At 71.5% G+C, this 17,282-nt stretch carries 20 protein-coding genes; 11 read left to right on the top strand and 9 right to left on the bottom strand.

All coding sequences use genetic code 11. The features are described from left to right. Positions 1–6: 6 nt before the first annotated feature. Positions 7–1,440 (bottom strand): DHA2 family efflux MFS transporter permease subunit, encoded by a 1,434-nt coding sequence (locus tag ACQP2X_RS18935; RefSeq protein WP_498698728.1) that lies wholly within the window; start codon positions 1,438–1,440, stop codon positions 7–9. After that, a complete protein-coding gene (locus tag ACQP2X_RS18930) occupies positions 1,437–2,045 on the bottom strand; it encodes a muconolactone Delta-isomerase family protein (RefSeq protein ID WP_498698727.1) in 609 nt (202 codons plus the stop codon). Before ACQP2X_RS18930 ends, ACQP2X_RS18935 begins: the two co-directional genes overlap by 4 nt. Positions 2,046–2,160: 115 nt before the next feature. Between ACQP2X_RS18930 and ACQP2X_RS18925 the strand changes: the two genes are divergently transcribed. The 3 genes from ACQP2X_RS18925 to ACQP2X_RS18915 are packed head-to-tail and all read left to right on the top strand — an operon-like array spanning position 2,161 to position 4,496. Then, positions 2,161–2,775 (top strand): VOC family protein, encoded by a 615-nt coding sequence (locus ACQP2X_RS18925; RefSeq protein WP_498698724.1) that lies wholly within the window; start codon positions 2,161–2,163, stop codon positions 2,773–2,775. Next, a complete protein-coding gene (locus ACQP2X_RS18920) occupies positions 2,772–3,785 on the top strand; it encodes a zinc-binding dehydrogenase (RefSeq protein ID WP_498698723.1) in 1,014 nt (337 codons plus the stop codon). Before ACQP2X_RS18925 ends, ACQP2X_RS18920 begins: the two co-directional genes overlap by 4 nt. Before the next feature lie 6 nt (positions 3,786–3,791). Continuing rightward, positions 3,792–4,496 (top strand): SDR family oxidoreductase, encoded by a 705-nt coding sequence (locus ACQP2X_RS18915; protein WP_498698721.1) that lies wholly within the window; start codon positions 3,792–3,794, stop codon positions 4,494–4,496. A 7-nt stretch (positions 4,497–4,503) separates the two neighbouring features. On the opposite strand, the gene poxB is transcribed toward ACQP2X_RS18915, so the two are convergent. After that, a complete protein-coding gene (poxB, locus tag ACQP2X_RS18910; RefSeq protein ID WP_498698719.1) occupies positions 4,504–6,240 on the bottom strand; it encodes a ubiquinone-dependent pyruvate dehydrogenase in 1,737 nt (578 codons plus the stop codon). A gap of 173 nt (positions 6,241–6,413) precedes the next feature. Between poxB and ACQP2X_RS18905 the strand changes: the two genes are divergently transcribed. From ACQP2X_RS18905 to ACQP2X_RS18895, 3 genes are all read left to right on the top strand, one after another. Beyond that, on the top strand, positions 6,414–7,730 hold the full coding sequence (locus ACQP2X_RS18905) for a dihydrolipoyl dehydrogenase family protein (protein WP_498698717.1): 1,317 nt from the start codon (positions 6,414–6,416) through the stop codon (positions 7,728–7,730). A 71-nt stretch (positions 7,731–7,801) separates the two neighbouring features. Continuing rightward, positions 7,802–7,978 (top strand): hypothetical protein, encoded by a 177-nt coding sequence (locus ACQP2X_RS18900; protein WP_498659994.1) that lies wholly within the window; start codon positions 7,802–7,804, stop codon positions 7,976–7,978. 18 nt (positions 7,979–7,996) lie between these two features. Next, positions 7,997–8,422, top strand: coding sequence for a TIGR03618 family F420-dependent PPOX class oxidoreductase (locus ACQP2X_RS18895; RefSeq protein WP_498698715.1), 426 nt, complete (start codon positions 7,997–7,999; stop codon positions 8,420–8,422). Between the two features lie 122 nt (positions 8,423–8,544). Here the strand turns inward: ACQP2X_RS18895 and ACQP2X_RS18890 are convergent, their stop codons facing one another. Further along, positions 8,545–9,534 carry a hypothetical protein gene (locus ACQP2X_RS18890; protein WP_498698714.1) on the bottom strand — a complete coding sequence of 330 codons (990 nt, stop codon included), beginning with the start codon at positions 9,532–9,534 and terminating at the stop codon, positions 8,545–8,547. A 38-nt stretch (positions 9,535–9,572) separates the two neighbouring features. Here ACQP2X_RS18890 and ACQP2X_RS18885 point away from each other — a divergent pair, with 38 nt between their 5' ends. From ACQP2X_RS18885 to msrA, 4 genes are all read left to right on the top strand, one after another. Then, a complete protein-coding gene (locus tag ACQP2X_RS18885) occupies positions 9,573–10,100 on the top strand; it encodes an RBBP9/YdeN family alpha/beta hydrolase (protein ID WP_498698712.1) in 528 nt (175 codons plus the stop codon). 217 nt (positions 10,101–10,317) lie between these two features. Next, the gene (locus ACQP2X_RS18880) at positions 10,318–10,785 is read left to right on the top strand and encodes a DUF4334 domain-containing protein (protein ID WP_498698710.1); all 468 of its coding nucleotides are present in this window, start codon (positions 10,318–10,320) and stop codon (positions 10,783–10,785) included. Beyond that, entirely contained in the window at positions 10,782–11,804 is a 1,023-nt protein-coding gene (locus ACQP2X_RS18875; protein ID WP_498698708.1) for an NAD(P)-dependent alcohol dehydrogenase, read from the top strand. Before ACQP2X_RS18880 ends, ACQP2X_RS18875 begins: the two co-directional genes overlap by 4 nt. A 70-nt stretch (positions 11,805–11,874) precedes the next feature. Beyond that, a complete protein-coding gene (gene msrA, locus ACQP2X_RS18870; protein WP_498698706.1) occupies positions 11,875–12,378 on the top strand; it encodes a peptide-methionine (S)-S-oxide reductase MsrA in 504 nt (167 codons plus the stop codon). Positions 12,379–12,385: 7 nt separating this feature from the next. On the opposite strand, the gene ACQP2X_RS18865 is transcribed toward msrA, so the two are convergent. The 5 genes from ACQP2X_RS18865 to ACQP2X_RS18845 form a co-directional block, all read right to left on the bottom strand. After that, positions 12,386–13,765, bottom strand: coding sequence for an FAD-dependent oxidoreductase (locus ACQP2X_RS18865; RefSeq protein ID WP_498698704.1), 1,380 nt, complete (start codon positions 13,763–13,765; stop codon positions 12,386–12,388). 33 nt (positions 13,766–13,798) lie between these two features. Beyond that, a complete protein-coding gene (locus tag ACQP2X_RS18860; protein WP_498698702.1) occupies positions 13,799–14,266 on the bottom strand; it encodes a DNA polymerase ligase N-terminal domain-containing protein in 468 nt (155 codons plus the stop codon). A gap of 5 nt (positions 14,267–14,271) precedes the next feature. After that, complete coding sequence (locus ACQP2X_RS18855; RefSeq protein WP_498698700.1) at positions 14,272–15,231, bottom strand: NAD-dependent epimerase/dehydratase family protein; 960 nt, start codon at positions 15,229–15,231, stop codon at positions 14,272–14,274. Then, a complete protein-coding gene (locus ACQP2X_RS18850) occupies positions 15,228–15,746 on the bottom strand; it encodes a GNAT family N-acetyltransferase (RefSeq protein WP_498698697.1) in 519 nt (172 codons plus the stop codon). The genes ACQP2X_RS18855 and ACQP2X_RS18850 overlap by 4 nt, the downstream gene beginning before the upstream one ends. An 82-nt stretch (positions 15,747–15,828) precedes the next feature. Further along, a complete protein-coding gene (locus ACQP2X_RS18845; RefSeq protein ID WP_498698695.1) occupies positions 15,829–16,026 on the bottom strand; it encodes a hypothetical protein in 198 nt (65 codons plus the stop codon). A gap of 187 nt (positions 16,027–16,213) precedes the next feature. Between ACQP2X_RS18845 and ACQP2X_RS18840 the strand changes: the two genes are divergently transcribed. After that, on the top strand, positions 16,214–17,275 hold the full coding sequence (locus ACQP2X_RS18840) for a helix-turn-helix domain-containing protein (protein ID WP_498698692.1): 1,062 nt from the start codon (positions 16,214–16,216) through the stop codon (positions 17,273–17,275). Positions 17,276–17,282 lie beyond the last annotated feature (7 nt).

The raw sequence follows: 17,282 nt of genomic DNA, 5'->3' as shown, positions 1-17,282 counted from the left end.
GTCCTTTCAGATGGAGACTGCGCAGGCCTGTACACGTGGGGCGGGCGCCATCGGCTTCGGCGTGATCCGGCGGCTCGGAACGAGGACGGCGGTGAGGACAGCCGCCACGGCGGTCACCCCGGCCAGTACGAGCATCGCGAACCGGTAGTTGTCGGCGAGCGGTTGCGTGAGATCGGCGGCACCGCGGGCGCCGAGCAGCAGCGGCACGAGCGCGACCAGCACGACGCCACCGACCCGGGACGCGGCGTCGTTGACGGCCGAGGCCTCACCCAGGTCGCTGTCGTCCACGGCGGCCAGCACCCCGGCCGTGAGCGGCGCGACGGCCAGCCCGAGGCCCAGGCCGAACAGCAGCGCACCGGGCAGGATCGCCTGCGCGTAGGGCTGTCCCGGGCTCGCGCCGGACAGCCAGGCGAAACCGGCCGCGACGACGAGGATGCCGCCGGCCATCGGCCAGCGGGTGCCGGCCCGGGCCACGAGACCACCCACGAAAGGCGACACGAGCAGGAAGACGGCCGACTCCGGAATGAGGGCCGCGCCGGCCTCGGTGGCGCTGTAGCCGAGCCGGAGCTGGCACTGGAGGATCACCAGATAGCTCACCGCGCTCAGGGCGCCGTAGAAGAGCACGGTGGCCGCGTTGATGGCGTCGAACGGCCGCGACCGGAACAGCTCGGGCCGCAGCATCGGCCGGCTCAGCCGCCGCTCGACCGGCACCAGCGCGGCCAGGCAGGCCACGCCGAGCACGGCCGCGGCCAGCACCGGCCCGTCGGCCCAGCCCTTGTCGGCGCCCGCGGTGAGGGCGTAGATGACGCCACCCAGGCCCACCACCGCGAGCAGCGCGCCGGCCACGTCCACGCTGAGCGGCCGCCGAGCGGTGTCCACATCGGGCACGAACCGCAACAGCGCGAGGGCGGCCAGGATGAGCGGCAGGTTGAGCAGAAAGACGTAGCGCCAGGAGGCGTGGTCGACGAGCCAGCCACCGCCGTACGGCCCGAGGGTCGTGCCGAGCGTGGAGATGCCGGCCCAGACGCCGATGCCGCGGGCCCGGTCGGGCCGGCGCAGGGTGCCGTTGAGCAGGGCCAGGCTGCTCGGCACGACCAGCGCCCCGCCCGCGCCCTGCACGACCCGGGCCGCGATGAGGGTCCCCACGTTCGGCGCGGCGGCGCAGGCGAGCGACGCGGCCAGCATGACGAGCAGCCCGGCCGCGAGCAGCCGCCGCCGGCCGAAGTGGTCGGCCAGCGCCCCGGACAGCAGCAGCAACGAGGCCACGGTGACGAGATAGCCGGTCAGCACCCACTGGAGCTCGCTCACGCTCGCGCCGAGGTCCTTGCCGATGGCCGGGATCGCCACATTGATCATGTACGCGTCGATGAAGCCGACCGCCGAGGCGAGCACCGTCGTCGCGATCAGCGCGCGGCCGGCCGGACTGCGCAGCGCGATCACCGTGCCGCCGCCAGCGTGGCCGGGTCGCTGGGGTGCGGGGTGAGCGGCACCGTCTCGGTGGTCAGCCAGTCCGCCAGCGGCAGCGACCGCAGGATGTGCCGCATCTGATCGTCGCCGGTGGCCTGCCACAGCCCCACGCCGCGCCCGCCGGAGACGGTCCACAGCCGCGCGAGCCGCCCCTCAGCGGCCAGCCGCCGTGTCTGAGCCGCCTCCTGCTCGAATCGCTCCTCGGCCGCCTCACGAGGCGTACCCCCGGGAACCTCGATCGTGAAGTGGACCAGAAATTCGCGGGCCTCCGGCTTGAGCGGCACCCGCCCCGGCCCCGGATCATTGGGGAAGGCACCCAGCGGCGTCACCTCGTCGCGGCGCCACACCCGCAGCGGCATCGTGGCCAGCGCGGCCTCGAGCTCGTCCGGGTCGCCGGCCGCGAACAGGCCGATCGAGCGCCACTCCCCCGGGCCCAGCGGCGGCCGCCAGAGCCTCAGCACCTGCCCCTTGGCGGCCAGATCGGCGGTGTTCAGCGCCTCGCGGGCGCGCATGTCGGCCACCTCGTCCGGTGTCGTGCCCGGCGGCACCGTGGTGGTCATCGTGACCAGGAATTCCATGTGCTCCACCCTGCGGCAGGCGGCCGGCCGGTGGGACCCGTGGCACTCCCTGGCCCGGGGTGCCCAGGGAGTCTCACCGGTGTGTCCGGGTGGTGAGGGGCGGCAGGCTCGGTCCATGGATATGAAGCTGGAAGTCGTCGTGATTCCCGTGTCGGACGTCGACCGGGCCAAGGCGTTCTACACCGGCCTGGGCTGGCGCCTCGACGCCGACCTGGCCACGAGCGAGACGTTCCGGGTGGTGCAGGTGACCCCGCCGGGCTCGCCGGCGTCGGTCATCTTCGGCACCTCGGTGACCGCCCAGGAGCCGGGCACCACGCAGGGCCTGCACCTGGTCGTCGACGACATCGCGGCCGCGCACGACGAGCTCAAGCGGGCCGGCGCCGAGCCGAGCGAGGTCTTCCACGACGCCGGCGGCGTCTTCCACCACGGCGGGACCGGCGAACGGCTGGCCGGGCCGGCCGAGGGCAACGCCAGCTACGGTTCCTTCCTGTCGTTCAGCGACCCGGACGGCAACGGCTGGCTCCTCCAGGAGATCACCTCCCGGCTGCCGGGGCGGCTCGACCCCGTCACCGCCTTCTCGTCCACCACCGGCCTGGCCGCCGCGCTGCGCCGGGCGGCCGCCGCGCACGGCGAGCACGAGGCGCGCACCGGCGCCGCGGATCCGGACTGGCCGTCCTGGTACGCCGACTACATCGTCAAGGAGCAGGCCGGTCAGGAGCTCCCCCGGTGAGCGACAGCTACCGCGCGGTCGTCGCCACCGGCCACCGCCGCTTTGAGCTGGTGGAGCGTGAGCGCCGCGAACCGCCGCCGGGTCAGGTGCTCGTCGAGGTGGAGGCGTGCGGGGTCTGCCACACCGACGCGCTGGCCGTCGAGGGCGACCGGGCCGAGCCGATCGTGCCCGGCCACGAGATCATCGGCCGGATCGGCGCGGTCGGCGAGGGCGTGGACGCGTCGTGGAAGGTGGGCGACCGGGTCGGCGCCGGCTTCCTCGGCGGCGCGGACACGACCTGCGACGCGTGCCGCTGGGGCGACTTCCTCAACTGCGCCGACCAGCCGCTGACCGGCACGACGGTCGACGGCGGCTACGCCGAGGTGACGTACGCCCGGTCGACCGGCCTGGTCCGGATTCCGCCCGGAACCGAGGCGGTGACCGACGCACCGCTGCTCTGCGCCGGGCTCACCATGTACAGCGCGCTTCTGGCCGGCAAGGCCCGGCCCGGCTCGCTGGTCGCGGTGCAGGGCATCGGCGGGCTGGGCCATCTGGGCATCCAGTACGCCCGGGCGCTCGGTCACCGGGTCGTCGCCATCGGCCGCGGCACGGCGAAGCGGGAGCTGGCGGCCGAGCTCGGCGCCGACGACTACATCGACAGCCTGGCCGGGAATCCCGGCGAGGCGCTGCAACGGCTCGGGGGCGCCGCGGTCGTCATCGCCACCGCGGCCGCCGGGGCCGCGATGTCGGGGCTGATCTCCGGGCTCGGCCGCAACGGCGAGCTGGTCGTGGTCGGCGCCGACCCCGAGCCGATCCAGGTGCGGCCGGCCCAGCTGATCTTCGGTGGTCACCGCATCCGCGGCAGCCTGACCGGCACCGCGATCGAGAACGAGGACAATCTGCGGTTCACGCTGCGCCACGCGATCCGGTCCTACAACGAGGTGTTCCCGCTCGGCGAGGCCGCCAAGGCGTACGAACGGATGATCTCCGGCGACGTGCGGTTCCGCGCCGTCCTCGACGTGAGGGGATGACAGACCATGGTGGACGGACTCCTGAGCGGGACGGTCGCGCTGGTCACGGGGGCCAGCAGCGGCATCGGCGCCGCGACCGCGCGCCGTCTCGCCCGGGAGGGCACGGCGGTGGCCGTGGTGGCCCGCCGTCCCGGCCGCCTGACCGGCGTCGTCGAGGACGTCACGGCGCTGGGTGGGCACGCGGTCGCGGTCGAGGCCGACCTGACCGACCCGGCTCAGGCCGAGCGGGCCGTGCAGGACGCGCTCGACCGGTTCGGGCGCCTCGACATCCTGGTCAACAACGCCGGGGTGATGCTGCTCGGCACGGCGCTGCACGCCACGCTCGAGGAGTGGGACCGGATGGTCGCGCTCAACGTGTCGGCGCTGCTGCACGTGACGTACGCCGCCGTGCCGCACCTGATCGACGCGGCGGCCACCTCGCCGCGCGAGGTGGCCGACATCGTCAACGTCGGCTCCACGGCCGGGCGGGTGGCCCGGCCGGGGAGCAGCGTCTACAACCTGACCCGGTTCGGCCTCACCGGCTTCACCGAGTCGCTGCGGCAGGAGCTGGCCGAGGAGCGGGTGCGGGTCGGGATGGTCGAGCCGGGCGCCACCAGCATCGAGCCCTCGCTCGCCGAGGAGGTCGCCGACGCGATCCTCTACATGGCCGGCCGCGACTGCCGGGTGGCGGTCAGCGAGATGACGGTACGGGCGGCCGTTCCGGGCTGGTGAGCGCCGCCTACTCGAACTCGGTCACGACCTGGCGCAGGTTGGCCCCGGCCACCTCGAGCACGTCGTCGCCCGACCCGCTCAGGATCGACCGGGTCGCCCACAGCGCGAAACCGGTCGCCTGGGCCACCGTGACCTTGGGCGGGATGGCCAGCTCGTGCCGGATCGTGCGGACGTCGATCACGGCCGGGCCGTCGTGCGCGAACGCCTTCTCCAGCGCCCCGTCGAGCTCGCCGGCGGTCTCGACCCGTACGCCGAAGAGACCGACCGACCGGGCCACGTCGGCGAAGTTGGGGTTGTCGAGGTTCGTGCCGTACTCGACGATGCCGTCGGCCTTCATCTCGATCTCGACGAAGGCCAGCGCCTCGTTGTTGAGCACGATGACCTTGACCGGGAGCCGCTGCTGGCGCAGCGTGAGCAGCTCGCCGAGCAGCATGGCCAGGCCGCCGTCGCCGGAGAAGGTGACGACCTGCCGGCCCGGCTGCGCGGCCTGCACGCCGATGGCCTGCGGCAGCGCGTTGGCCATGGTGCCGTGGTTGAACGAGCCGATCAGCCGGCGGCGGCCGTTCATCCGCAGGTAGCGGGCCGACCAGAGGGTGGGCGTGCCGACGTCGGCCAGGAAGACGGCGTCGTCGGCGGCCATCCGGTCGACCGCGGCCACCAGCGCCTGCGGGTGCAGCGTGCGGCCCTGGCGCCCCTCGTGGGCGAGGGCGTCGAACTGCCGCCGGGTCCGCCGGTAGTGCTTGACCATCCGGTCGAGGTGCTCGCCGTCGCGGCCCTCCTTGATCCGCGGGAGCAGCGCGGCCGCGGTGTCCTTGACCGTGCCGACCAGTGGCACGTCGATCGGCACGCGCCGGCCGATGCGCTCGCCGCGCACGTCGACCTGGATGACCTTGGCGTGGGCTGAATAGAAGGGCCGGTACGGGAAGTCGGTGCCGAGCATCAGGAGCACGTCGCAGTGCTCCATCGCCCGGTAGCCGGACGGGAAGCCCAGCAGGCCCGTCATGCCGACGTCGTACGGGTTGTCGTACTCGACGAACTCCTTGCCCCGCAGGGCGTGCACGATCGGCGCCTGGAGCCGTCCGGCCAGCGCGGTCAGCTCCTCGTGGGCGCCCTCGCAGCCGGCGCCGGCCAGGATGGTGACCCGCCCGGCGCCGTTGAGCAGCTCGGCCGCCGCGGCCAGGTCGGGCTCGCGGGGCACGACGGCCGAGACCGCCGGGCGCACCGCCGTCACCTTCGTGCCGGCCGGCGCCGGGTCGCTGAAGATCTCGCCGGGCACGACGATCACGGCTACGCCGCGCTTCTCCACGGCCGCCCGCATGGCGATCTCGAGGATCCGCGGGAGCTGCTCGGCCGTGCTGACCAGCTCGGTGTAGACGCTGCACTCGCGGAACAGGTCCTGCGGGTGGGTCTCCTGGAAATAGCCGGTGCCGACCTCGGTGAGCGGGATGTGGGCGGCGATGGCGAGCACCGGCACGCCGCTGCGCTGGGCGTCGAACAGCCCGTTGATCAGGTGCAGGTTGCCGGGCCCGCAGCTGGCCGCGCAGACCGCGAGCTCACCGGTGACGGCCGCCTCACCGGCCGCCGCGAACGCCGCGGCCTCCTCGTGGCGGACATGTTGCCAGCTGATGCCGCCGTCGCGGCGCAGCGCGTCGGTCAGCCCGTTGAGCGAGTCGCCGGGCAGCCCGTAGATCCGGCTGACGCCGGACGCCTTCAGCGTGGCGACGATGTGGTCGGCGATGGTCATCGCGTCTCTCCTGTGCGGTCGGAAGCTCCTGGTCCACCGTCTCCCGCCGGGCACTGGTACGACGCCCGTGTAACACCCCGGGATAGCGGACACCAGGGTCTTCGACCGGTACCGGTGACGCGGGACCTCGGCCAGGGTGAAGGGGAGCACATCCACCTGGGGAGGCATCGGTTATGAGCGATTACGACGTCATCGTGGTCGGCGGCGGATCGCCCGGTGAGCACTGCGCCGGGGCGCTGGCCGAGGGCGGGCTGCGCGTGGCGCTGGTCGAGCGGGAGCTGGTCGGCGGCGAGTGCTCCTACTACGCCTGCATTCCGTCGAAGACGCTACTGCGGCCGGGTGAGGCCGTGCAGGCGGCGCGGGACGCCGAGTCGACGGCCGAGGTCGACGTGAAGCGGGCGCTGGCCTGGCGCGACTTCATGGTCTCGGACTATTCGGACGCGGGGCAGGAGCGCTGGCTGGCCGGGGCGGGCATCGCGCTGATCCGGGGCAGCGCGCGGCTGGCCGGGCCGGGGGCGGTCGAGGTGTCCGGGGTCCGCTACACGGCCGAGCACGTGGTGCTGGCCAACGGGGCGTCGCCGATCATCCCGCCGGTTCCGGGACTGCGCGAGCTCGAGGGCGTGTGGACCAACCGCGAGGTCACGGGCATGAAGGAGGTGCCGGGAAGGCTGGTGATTCTCGGCGCCGGGCCGGTGGGTGTGGAGATGGCCCAGGCCGTACGCCGTCTCGGCGGCTCCGTGGTGCTGTCAGCCGCCGGTTCCCGGGTCCTTCCGCGGGAACCGGAGCAGTTGGGTACCGCCCTGACCGCCGCCCTGCGCGCCGATGGCGTTGCGCTCGCCTTGGGCCCGCGCGCCGTACGCGCCCACCGGGACAATTCCGACTATGTGCTGACTTTGGATGATGGGCAGGAGCTACGGGGTGATCGACTTCTGGTGGCCACCGGACGGGCGCCACGAGTGGAGGGAATCGGGCTGGAGACCGTAGGGGTCGTTGCCGGCAAAAAGGGCATCCCGGTCGACGAATACCTGCGGGCGGCGCCCAACCTCTGGGTGGTCGGCGACGCCACCGGCCAGTTCATGCTGACGCATGTCGGGAAATATCAGGGTGAGGTGGTCGCCGACAACATCTACGGGCGCCCGCGCAAGGTCGACTACACCGCCGTACCCCGCGTGGTCTTCACCGATCCCCAGGCCGCCGCCGTCGGCGCCACCTCAGGCCCGATCAGCTCCACCGTGGCACTTAAGGACGTGGCCAAGACCGCCGCCTACACCCGCCGGTACGCCGAGTCCCACGGCTTCCTGACGCTGTTCAGCGACGGGTCGGTGCTCACCGGCGCCTGCGCGCTCGGGCCCGAGGCCGGCGAGTGGCTCCAGCAGGCGACGCTGGCCATCCGGGCCAGGGTGCCGCTGGAGATCCTGCGTGACACGATCCAGCCCTTCCCCACCTTCTCGGAGATCTATGTGCAGGCCCTGCACGGCCTCCGCAAATGACCGTCTTCTGTTCACCGGCACGTCACCGGGGGTTGGGCGCCGCGTCCGGTCACGACCGGCAGGCTGTGCCGATGTTCGGCTTCGTTCTCGGCGCCCTGGCGCTCTCGTGGGGCGTGCTGGCGGCCTATCTGGATCAGCCCGGCGCCGCCGACCATCAGCGCGCCAAACGGCTGTGCACGGCGCTGCTGACCGCCTGCACGGCCGCGACCGCTGTCGGCGGCGTCGCCGCGCTGTCCGGCGCGTGGTGAGCCGGTAGCGTTCCTGCCATGGCGATGACGTTGGAGCAGGCGTGGGAGCTCAGCCGGGCCGACAGCGGGCTGGCCGTCGTGTCCACGCTGCGCGCGGATCAGAGCATCCAGAGCTCGCTGGTCAACACCGGGATCATCCAGCGCGGTGAGCCGGTGCTGGCTTTCGTGACGTACGGCAAGGTGAAGCTGGCCAATCTCCGGGCGCGCCCGCAGCTGACCGTGACGTTCCGCGACGGCTGGCAGTGGGCCGCGGTCGAGGGCCGGGCCGAGCTGACCGGTCCCGACGACCCGCCGTCCGACCCCGAGGCGCTCCGCCTCCTGCTGCGCGAGATCTTCACGTCGGCCGGCGGCACCCACGACGACTGGGACGAGTACGACCGCGTCATGCGCGACCAGCGCCGCACCGCCGTCCTGATCAAGCCGTCCCGCGTCTACGCCAACTGACCGCCGCCGTCCGGCCGGGTGGGAACCCGCAGCTCCCCCGCGCGCAGCAGCCGAGCGGCCACAGGACAGCGCACACGACCGCGGCCCAGCGGATGCACGGGCGTCATCGCCACGACCGCCACCTACGCGCCGATCAGCCTGAGCAGCACCGCCCCCTGGTCCGGCCCGTACTTCGCGGCGTAGAGGGCGGCCACCCGCTCCCGGGTCGCCGGGCTCGCCTCGGCCAGCACCCACCGCCGCTCGCCGTCGCCGACCACCGCGTGATCGGGGTGGAACGCCTGCGCCAGCGCCGACGGGTTCACGTTCACCCAGTGCTCGCCCTCGTGCAGCACGTACCGCAGGTCGTGCTCGGCCGCATGTCCGTTCACCTCCAGGCGCAGCCGCATGCGGTCGTGCTCGGCCGCCGTCACCAGTCCCGGCCCCTTCCAGCGGTTCTCGAACGCCTCCAGCGCCAGCTCACCCAGGTCGCCGCGCACCCGCACCTCGCGCTGCGAGCTCTCACTGACCCGGCGGTCACCGAACACGCCGTACGACAGCCAGTCGTCGACCCGGTAGAGCGCGTGTGCCGGCCCGGTCCGGCTGATCCGCACGGTGAACAGGTCGTGGTGCGCCGCCGGGATCCGGTCGAGCAGCGCGGCCAGCCGCTCGATGTTCTGCCGCATCAGCCCGAGCGCGTCGGTCGGGGCCACCTGCCGGGCCCGTTCGGCCGCGGCCGGGCTCGACGGATCGGTGAGCACGATGCGGAACCGCACTCCCCGCTCCAGCGCCCGCACGACCGCGTTGGTGAAGTTCCGCTCGTGCCGGCCCTCCAGCAGCCCCGTCCAGTGTTTCCAGATGTCGACCTGGCCGTCGGCGTCCTCGATGCGCTTGATGACCGCCCGGTAGTCGAGACGGTGCCGCCGCTTCACCGCGTTGCGGCTCAGGAACAGGATCAGCGGTTGCAGCACGAGCGCCGCCAGCACCAGGTCGAGCAGGTTGGCCCCGATGTTGATCCGCAGATCGGTGGCGAACCCGTCCACGTGCCGCACCGGGTAGAGCAGCACGAACGCCCCCACGAGCAGCAGGACGCCGATACCCGCGTACACATAGGACAGCCAGTTGCCGCGCCACATGGACCCATGGTCGCAGATCGATGGCTTATCCTCCGCCCATGGGACACGAGGCGATCATCTTCCACGGCACCGGCGGCAACCCCGGCGTCGCCTGGTATCCCTGGCTGGCCGGGCGGCTGACCGCCCGCGGCTACGCCGTCGAAGTGCCGCACCACCCCACCCTCAACGTCGAGCCGATCGACACGTTCCTGCCGAAGGTCCTCGACGCGCACACCTTCGGCCCGGGGACGGTGCTGATCGGCCATTCCGGCGGCGCCGCCCTGCTGCTGGCGATCCTGGAGCGGGTGGCCGTCGACAGGGCGTTCCTGGTGGCCGGGTACTGCACGCCGCCCAACACCGGGGACGAGCCGGTCCTGCGCCCGTCCTACGACTGGGACGCCATCCGGGCCAACGTCCGGGAGACGTACTTCATCAATTCGCTCACCGACCCGTACGGCTGCGACGCCGCACAGGGCCGGGCCATGTTCGAGCGCCTCGGCGGCACCCAGATCGTCCGCGACGACGGCCACTTCGGCGACTACAACCAGGTGTACGACGAGTTTCCGCTGCTCGACCGCCTCATTTAGTGCGCGGAGCGCTCCCCCAGTTCATCCCCGAGAACACCTCCCACCGGCCCAGCGCGCCGTGGACGCCACGACCAGCACCGCCCTGATCGGCTTCCACCCTGAAGCTCGGCCTCTCCCGCTGACCCGCCCGGTGCGGCAAAATGCGAATCGCGATTAACTTGCCATCGAACCGGGCGGGCTGAATGCTTGTTGGCGGGACGCCAACAAGGAGGCCGGGATGGATGCGATCGAGGCTCGGGAGCGGCTCGAGGCCGTGCGGGCGGCGGGCGGCAAGGTGACGATCGACGAGCTCGACGCCATCTGGGCCGCGCTGGCTCCGGTGCGGGCCGAGGAGCTGATCGGGAGCTGGGCCGGAAGCGAGTTCGTCAGCGGGCACAGCTTCGAGGGCCAGTTGGGGCGGGCCCGGTGGTACGGCAAGACGTTCACCTCCGTGACCGACGTGGCCCCGCTGGTGTGCTGGAACGAGCGGGGGGAGCTCGAAGCCAACGAGGCCATGGCCAAGGGCGGAGCCAGCCTCTGGATGGTCGAGTTCCGGGGCGAGGTGACGGCGACGATGGTGTACGACGGGCGGCCGGTGCTCGATCACTTCAAGCGGGTGGACGACACGACACTCCTCGGCGTGATGAACGGCAAGGGTGTGCTGGACGGCGGGCGGCACTACTACTTCCTCCTGGACAAGGCGTGAGGATCCGGGCCGCCCTGGTCGAGGAGGCCGGCGGCCCCTTCGTGATCCGCGATGTCGAGCTGGCGGAGCCCCGGGCCGACGAGATTTTGGTGCGGATGACGGCGGCCGGCATCTGCCACACCGATCTGGCCATGCGGCGCGGCTGGAGCCGGCTGCCGATGGTCTTCGGGCACGAGGGCGCCGGCGTGGTCGAGGCGGTCGGTGACGACGTACGGACGCTCGCGCCCGGCGACACCGTCTGCCTCACCTTCCGCAGCTGCGGCGCCTGCGGGCAGTGCCGGGACGGGCATCCGGCGTACTGCCGGCACAGCGACCTGAACGCCCGCGGGACCCGGGCCGACGGCAGCACGCCGCTCTCCCGCGACGGACGGGACGTCTTTGGCAACTTCTTCGGCCAGTCGAGCTTCGCCACCCACGCCCTGGCCTACGAGTCGAACGCCGTCAAGGTGCCCGCCGATCTCCCGCCCTCGATCGCGGCGCCACTGGGGTGCAGCGTCCAGACCGGCGCCGGAACGGTCCTCAACGTTCTCCGGCCGCGGAAGGGCGAGACCGTCGCCGTGCTGGGCGCCGGCGCGGTCGGGCTGAGCGCGGTGATGGCGGCCGTCGCGGCGGGCTGCGAGGTGCTGGCCGTCGATCCGGTGCCCGAGCGGCGCGAGCTCGCCCTCGAACTGGGCGCGGTCGACCGGAAGCCGGCCGGCGTTCACCACGCGATCGACACGACCGGCCGGGCCGACGTGATCGACCAGGCCCTCCGCGCGCTGCGCCGCCGCGGGACCCTGGCCCTCGTGGGCCTGGTCGGCCGGGCCGAGCTCGACCTCGCCACGGTCCTCTACAACGGCCTCGAGCTGCGGGGCGTCATCGAGGGCGACGCCACGCCGGCCGGCTTCATCCCCCGCCTCGTCGACCTGCACCGCGAGGGCCGCCTCCCGGTCGAGCGGCTCGTGGGCGAGTTCGCGTTCGATGAGATCGAGTCCGCCGCCCGGTCGGGAACTATCAAGCCCGTTCTGACGTTCAGGTGAGTGATATGACAGTGCCCCGGCGGCGCCGACGGGTAATGCTGGGGGACAAACTACGAATGAGGTGTGCGCCATGGCCACGGAGAAGGCGATTCTTGCCGGAGGCTGTTTCTGGGGGATGCAGGATCTGATCCGCAAGCGCCCCGGAGTGATCTCGACCCGGGTCGGCTACACGGGCGGCGCGGTCCGGAACGCGACGTACTACAACCACGACGGCCACGCCGAGGCGATCGAGATCGAGTTCGACCCGTCCGTCACGTCGTACCGTGATCTGCTGGAGTTCTTCTTCCAGATCCACGACCCGACGACCCTGAACCGTCAGGGCAACGACGTCGGCACCAGCTACCGCTCGGCGATCTTCTACGAGACCGACGAGCAGAAGCGGGTCGCCGAGGACACCATCGCCGACGTCGAGGCGTCGGGGCTGTGGCCGGGCAAGGTGGTCACCGAGGTGACCGCGGCCGGCCCGTTCTGGGAGGCCGAGCCGGAGCACCAGGATTACCTGGAGCGCATCCCGAACGGCTACACCTGCCACTTCCCGCGCCCAGACTGGAAGCTGCCGCGCCGCGTCAGCTGAGCGGAGGCTAGGCGCGGGCGCCGATGCTGAGAGCCCGTAGCAGGAAGCGCGGGCTCGTCAGCGCGCTCGGATGGGCGAGCATGGTCGTCACCTGGCCGAGGCGGTGGCTCACCGCCTGGTCGCGCATCGACGCCTTGTAGATGAGGCCGCTCGCCCATCGGATCAGCGCATAGCCCTGGGGATAGGGTCCGTCGACGTGCGGCAGGGCCAGGTCGGCCATCGTGGAGACCTGCCAGGCGGCGTCGACGACCACCTTCACGTCGGCGAAGTAGGAGCGGGCGGCCCGGCTCAGGTCGGGGCCGCCGCGCAGATATTCGGACAGGCACGACGCGTGCAGCATGGCCGAGGTCATGCCCTGCCCGTAGACCGGGTTGAAGGAGGCCACCGCGTCGCCCGCCGCGACCAGCCGCGCCGGGAAGCGGCGCACCTGGTGGAAGTCGCGGCGCCGACTGTCCGCCTGGTGATAGGTGGCGACCTCGCTCACCCGCGGCGCGGTGGTGGCCACCTCGCCGAACTCCGCCGGGAAGTCGCGCACGCAGCGCTCGCGGAACTCGTCGGCGTCGCGCCCGGGCCGGTCCCCGTCGTATCCGGAGACCAGGAGCGTCCAGCGGTCCCCCTCGATGGGTGTGAAGCCGCCGATCCGCGCCGTCCGGCCCGGCCCGGGATTGGCGATGGAGATGCACGTCCACACCCGCGCGTCGGCCGGGCGCTGATAGAGAGCGGTCGCGTAGTTCAGCTTGATTCCCATGCGCCGCATCGGCGGCTTCGGGAAGTCGTACGCGTCGAGCCAGTCACCGAGGCGGCTCGACCGGCCGGTGGCGTCCACGACGAAGTCGGCCTTCTGCCCCGTCACCGCGCTCTCGCCGTCGGCCACGTACCGCACGCCGGTCACCGTGCCACCGTCCATCAGCAGCCCCTCGGCCCGCCCGGCCACCGTGCGCACGTTGGGGATCGCGAGCACCCGGCGGCGGATCAGCCCCTCCAGGAACGGGCGGCTGGAGATGAGACCCTGCGAGGCGCCCGGCGCTTCCTCGCGCAGCTCACCGTCCATATAGAAGCGGTTGCTCCCCGGCGGTGGCGACACCGCGCCCTCCGCGAGCGCCTGCTCGACGAAACCGGGGAACCAGCGCTCCAGCTGCTGCTGGCCGGACAGGAGCAGCGCGTGCACCTGGCTGCCCTGCGGCACGCCGGGCCGCACCTCCGCGCCCAGCTTCGTCAGGTCGTCGCGCTCGATGACGACGACGTCCTCGGCGTGGTCGCTCAGGACCCGGGCCGCCATCAGCCCGGCGACGCTGCCGCCGAGCACCACGGCCCGTTTGAACAGGATCCTCTGATCCGTCGGCGGCTCAGGCGTGGAGATGACGGCGAAGCGGCGCGCGGCAGGCATGCCGATCACGATAGCTGTAAATATTCATAAACTTTAGAGCAGCTCGTCGTTCGTGCGGCCGCTGAGCACCGATCGCGGGTGGTCCTCGGCGTCCCAGCCCTCGACCGCGTGCTCGTCGCGCTTGTGCAGCAGGAGCCATTCCCACTTGCCGTTCGCACCCTGCCGCGTCCGCACGAGCACGAAGCGGCCGCGCAACTTCTCCCCGTACACATCGAAGTGGATCTCGCCGTCCTGGACGGCCTGCCCCGGATCGCCCTGCGGCTCGAAGGTTCCGGCGTCCCACACGATGACGTCGCCGGCGCCGTACCGCCCGGCCGGGAGCACACCCTCGAAGTCGTAGTACGACAGTTCGTGGTCCTCGACCTGGAAGGCCGCCCGCCGCACCTTCGGGTCGAGCGTCGGCCCCTTGGGCACCGCCCAACTGGCCAGCACCCCACCGATCTCGAGCCGGAAGTCGTAGTGCAGCCGCCGCGCGCGATGCCGTTGCACCACGAAACGCATGTCTGTCACCTACCCAGTTCGAGGCGCCACGACTCCCAGGCCGACGAGACCGCCTCGCCGAGCGAGCGGCGCGGTCCCAGCCCTTTCCGCCGGGCCCGGCTCACGTCGGCGACGGATTCGGCGGCGTCACCCGGCCGCCGCTCCCCCACCCGGAACGGCACCTCGGCGCAGGCCACCTTCCCCGCGAGCCGCACCAGCTCCAGCACGGAGGTGCCCTGACCGCTTCCCACGTTCACCACCGTGTGCCGCCGCATCGGCCTTCGGCCCGACAGGAGCGAGACCCCTTTGACGTACGCCTGAGCGACGTCCTCCACGTGCACGTAGTCCCGGATGGCGCTGCCGTCGCGCGTGGGGTAGTCGTCACCCCGTACGACCAGCTTGGATCCTTCGGTCAGAGCCCGGAAAACGGCCGGCAGCAGACTCGCGGGGCCGGTGTCGGCCGCGGACGCGTGCGTGCCCGCCCCCACGACGTTGAACTGCCGCAGCGCCATCGTCCGCAGGCGGGACCGGCCCATGATCCGCTCGCCCTCGAGCTTGGTCAGGCCGTACGGGTTCACCGGCTCCGTGCGTCGTCCCTCGTGGGCCCGGCCGTGGCCCGTGTCGCCGTACACCGCGGCCGACGAGGCGAAGAGCAACCGGCCCACACCGGCCCTGGTCATCGCCTCGACCAGCATGCGCACGCCGCCGACGTTGCTGAGCCAGAACGGGTCGCCGTCGGCCATCGACTCCGGCGCGACCTTCGACGCCGCGAGATGGATGACCCCGTCCACGGGACCCCGCTCGAACAGCCGGGCAAGGTCGTCGGGGTCGGTCACCGAGCCCTTGACGACGGCGATGTCGCCCGGCAGGCGCTCGGGACGGCCGGTGGAGAAGTCGTCGAAGACCACCACTTCGCACCGGCCGCTCAGCCGGTGGACGACGTGCGCGCCGATGTAGCCGGCGCCACCGGTCACGATCCAGGTCAAGGTCGTCCTATCTGGGGCAGTCGTTCCAGGTGCTTGACGAAGACGAGACAGACGTCGTCGCTACGCTCGGTGCTGTCGTCGTCGAGCACTTCTACATGGAACGTGGGGAGACTCTCCTCTCGCCACGCCGTGAAGGATAGGCCTTTGTACAGGCTGATGGCCCGCTCATTCGTGGGATGGACGCCGAGCGCGACACGGTGGTAACCGCGCAGGGTGAGCTGTCGTTCAGCTTCGCTGAGTAGTCTCCGGGCGACTCCGGAGCGTTGATGTTCCTCGAGCACGCGCAGATGCTGGAGCAGCGGGACGCCCGGCAGCCCGGCGCGCAGCTCCGGCTCCTCGGCCGGCGACAGCCGGACGAAGATGTAGCCGGCCAGCACCTCGCCGCGGAAGGCGAAGAGGATGATGCCGTGGTCCTGCCCGAGATGATCGAGGAAGTAGTGCCGTTCGTTCCGGTTCTCGACGAACTTGCGGACATCTTCGTCCGACGCCGTCCTTATCGACACAACATCGCTCACCATCGGTCTCCTGATCGGCCGCCCTCTGGTGATCGTGCCCGCCGCGTGGCGCCGCTGTCGATGTCCGACGGCGGCGCGATAGTCAGCGGTTCACCAGGCCGATGATGACGAACCCCACGACGAGCACCGTCGTGAGGTAGATGGCGGCAGTGGCCTGCCGGGTGGTGACGCGGATGACGACGTAGGTCGCGTAGACGGCCACCCCGACGGCGGCGAGGATGGCGGCCAGCATCCCGGCGGCGGCGACGGCGTTGACCAGGTCCTGGGAGTAGGAGTTCATTGTGCCTCCCTAGATCTACCTGTAGTGCCAGTGATACTGACTGTAAGTTGCTGAACCTTCACCTAGCAATACCAAGACAAAGCTGAAGGGCATTCATTCACGCCCTGGCCAACTCCCGGTCTTACCTGCTAAGTTGCCGACCGCGAGCGTGAGTTGTAGTACAGTGAAGTTTTCTGGAGGTGCGGGAGTGGCGACTGTCGGCGACCCCGGCCGCATTCTGGCCAAGCGACTGCGTGAGCTGCGCAAGTCGTGGTGGCCCGATGTCTCGATCACCCAGGCCGACCTGGCCGAGGCCCTGGCCGACCGGAAGAAGACCAGTGTCCAGCTCGTCTCGTCGTGGGAGCGCGTCGCCGACCCGACGCCCCCGCCGGAGGACCGGCTCAACGCCATCCTGACCTTCTACTGCACGCGGCGGTCGATCGAGTCGCGGCCGTACAAGCTGGTCAGCGAGCAGGACCTGACCGCCGACGAGGCCGAGACCCGCGACAAGCTGGCCCGCGAGCTGTTCGCGCTGCGCGAGGCGCCGGCCGCCCCGTTCACCGGCTCGACCATCGTCGGCCACGGCCCGTGGTTCTACGACGAGGGCCCCGTCATGATCGTCTGCGCCGAGCCCGGCAACGGCGAGCCCCAGACCGACTTCGATCCCGACCGCTCCAAGCTGTCCCGGCTGGCCGACCTCGATTCCCTCTTCGAGCTGCACGGGCACATCCGCGCGGTGAACCCCGATCTGGAGGTTCAGTGGGCGAGCGCCCGGGACATGAAGGAGACTGACTGGACGAAACATCTGGTGCTGCTGGGTGGCATCGACTGGAACAGCGCGACGCAGGACGCCATGCGGCTGACACCCGTTCCGGTGACACAGCTGTCCGACGACACCGATCCCAGCCGCGGCTGCTTCCGCGTCGTCACCGACGGGCATGATCAGTCGTTCACACCAGAGTTCGTGTCCCGGGGCGACGACCGGATCCTGGTCCAGGACGTGGGTCATTTCTTCCGGGCGGCCAATCCGCTGAACCTGGAGAAGACCATCACCGTATGCAACGGCATGTACGGCAAAGGCGTGTACGGAGCGGTGCGCGCGCTCACGCATGACGTTTTCCGGGACAAGAACGCCGGTTTCCTCGCGGACCGGTTCCCCGGCGAGGAGGCGTTCAGCCTTCTCTTCCGCGTGCAGGTGCTCAACGGCGTGGTGACGACGCCGGACTGGACGGCGCCGGACACCGTCCTGCACGGGTGGCCGGAGGCCTGACTATGCT

Origin of the sequence: Actinoplanes sp. CA-131856 (genome assembly GCF_050956135.1) — a bacterium.
GTDB lineage: Bacteria > Actinomycetota > Actinomycetes > Mycobacteriales > Micromonosporaceae > Actinoplanes.
This window is presented reverse-complemented; position numbering and strand designations above follow the sequence as displayed.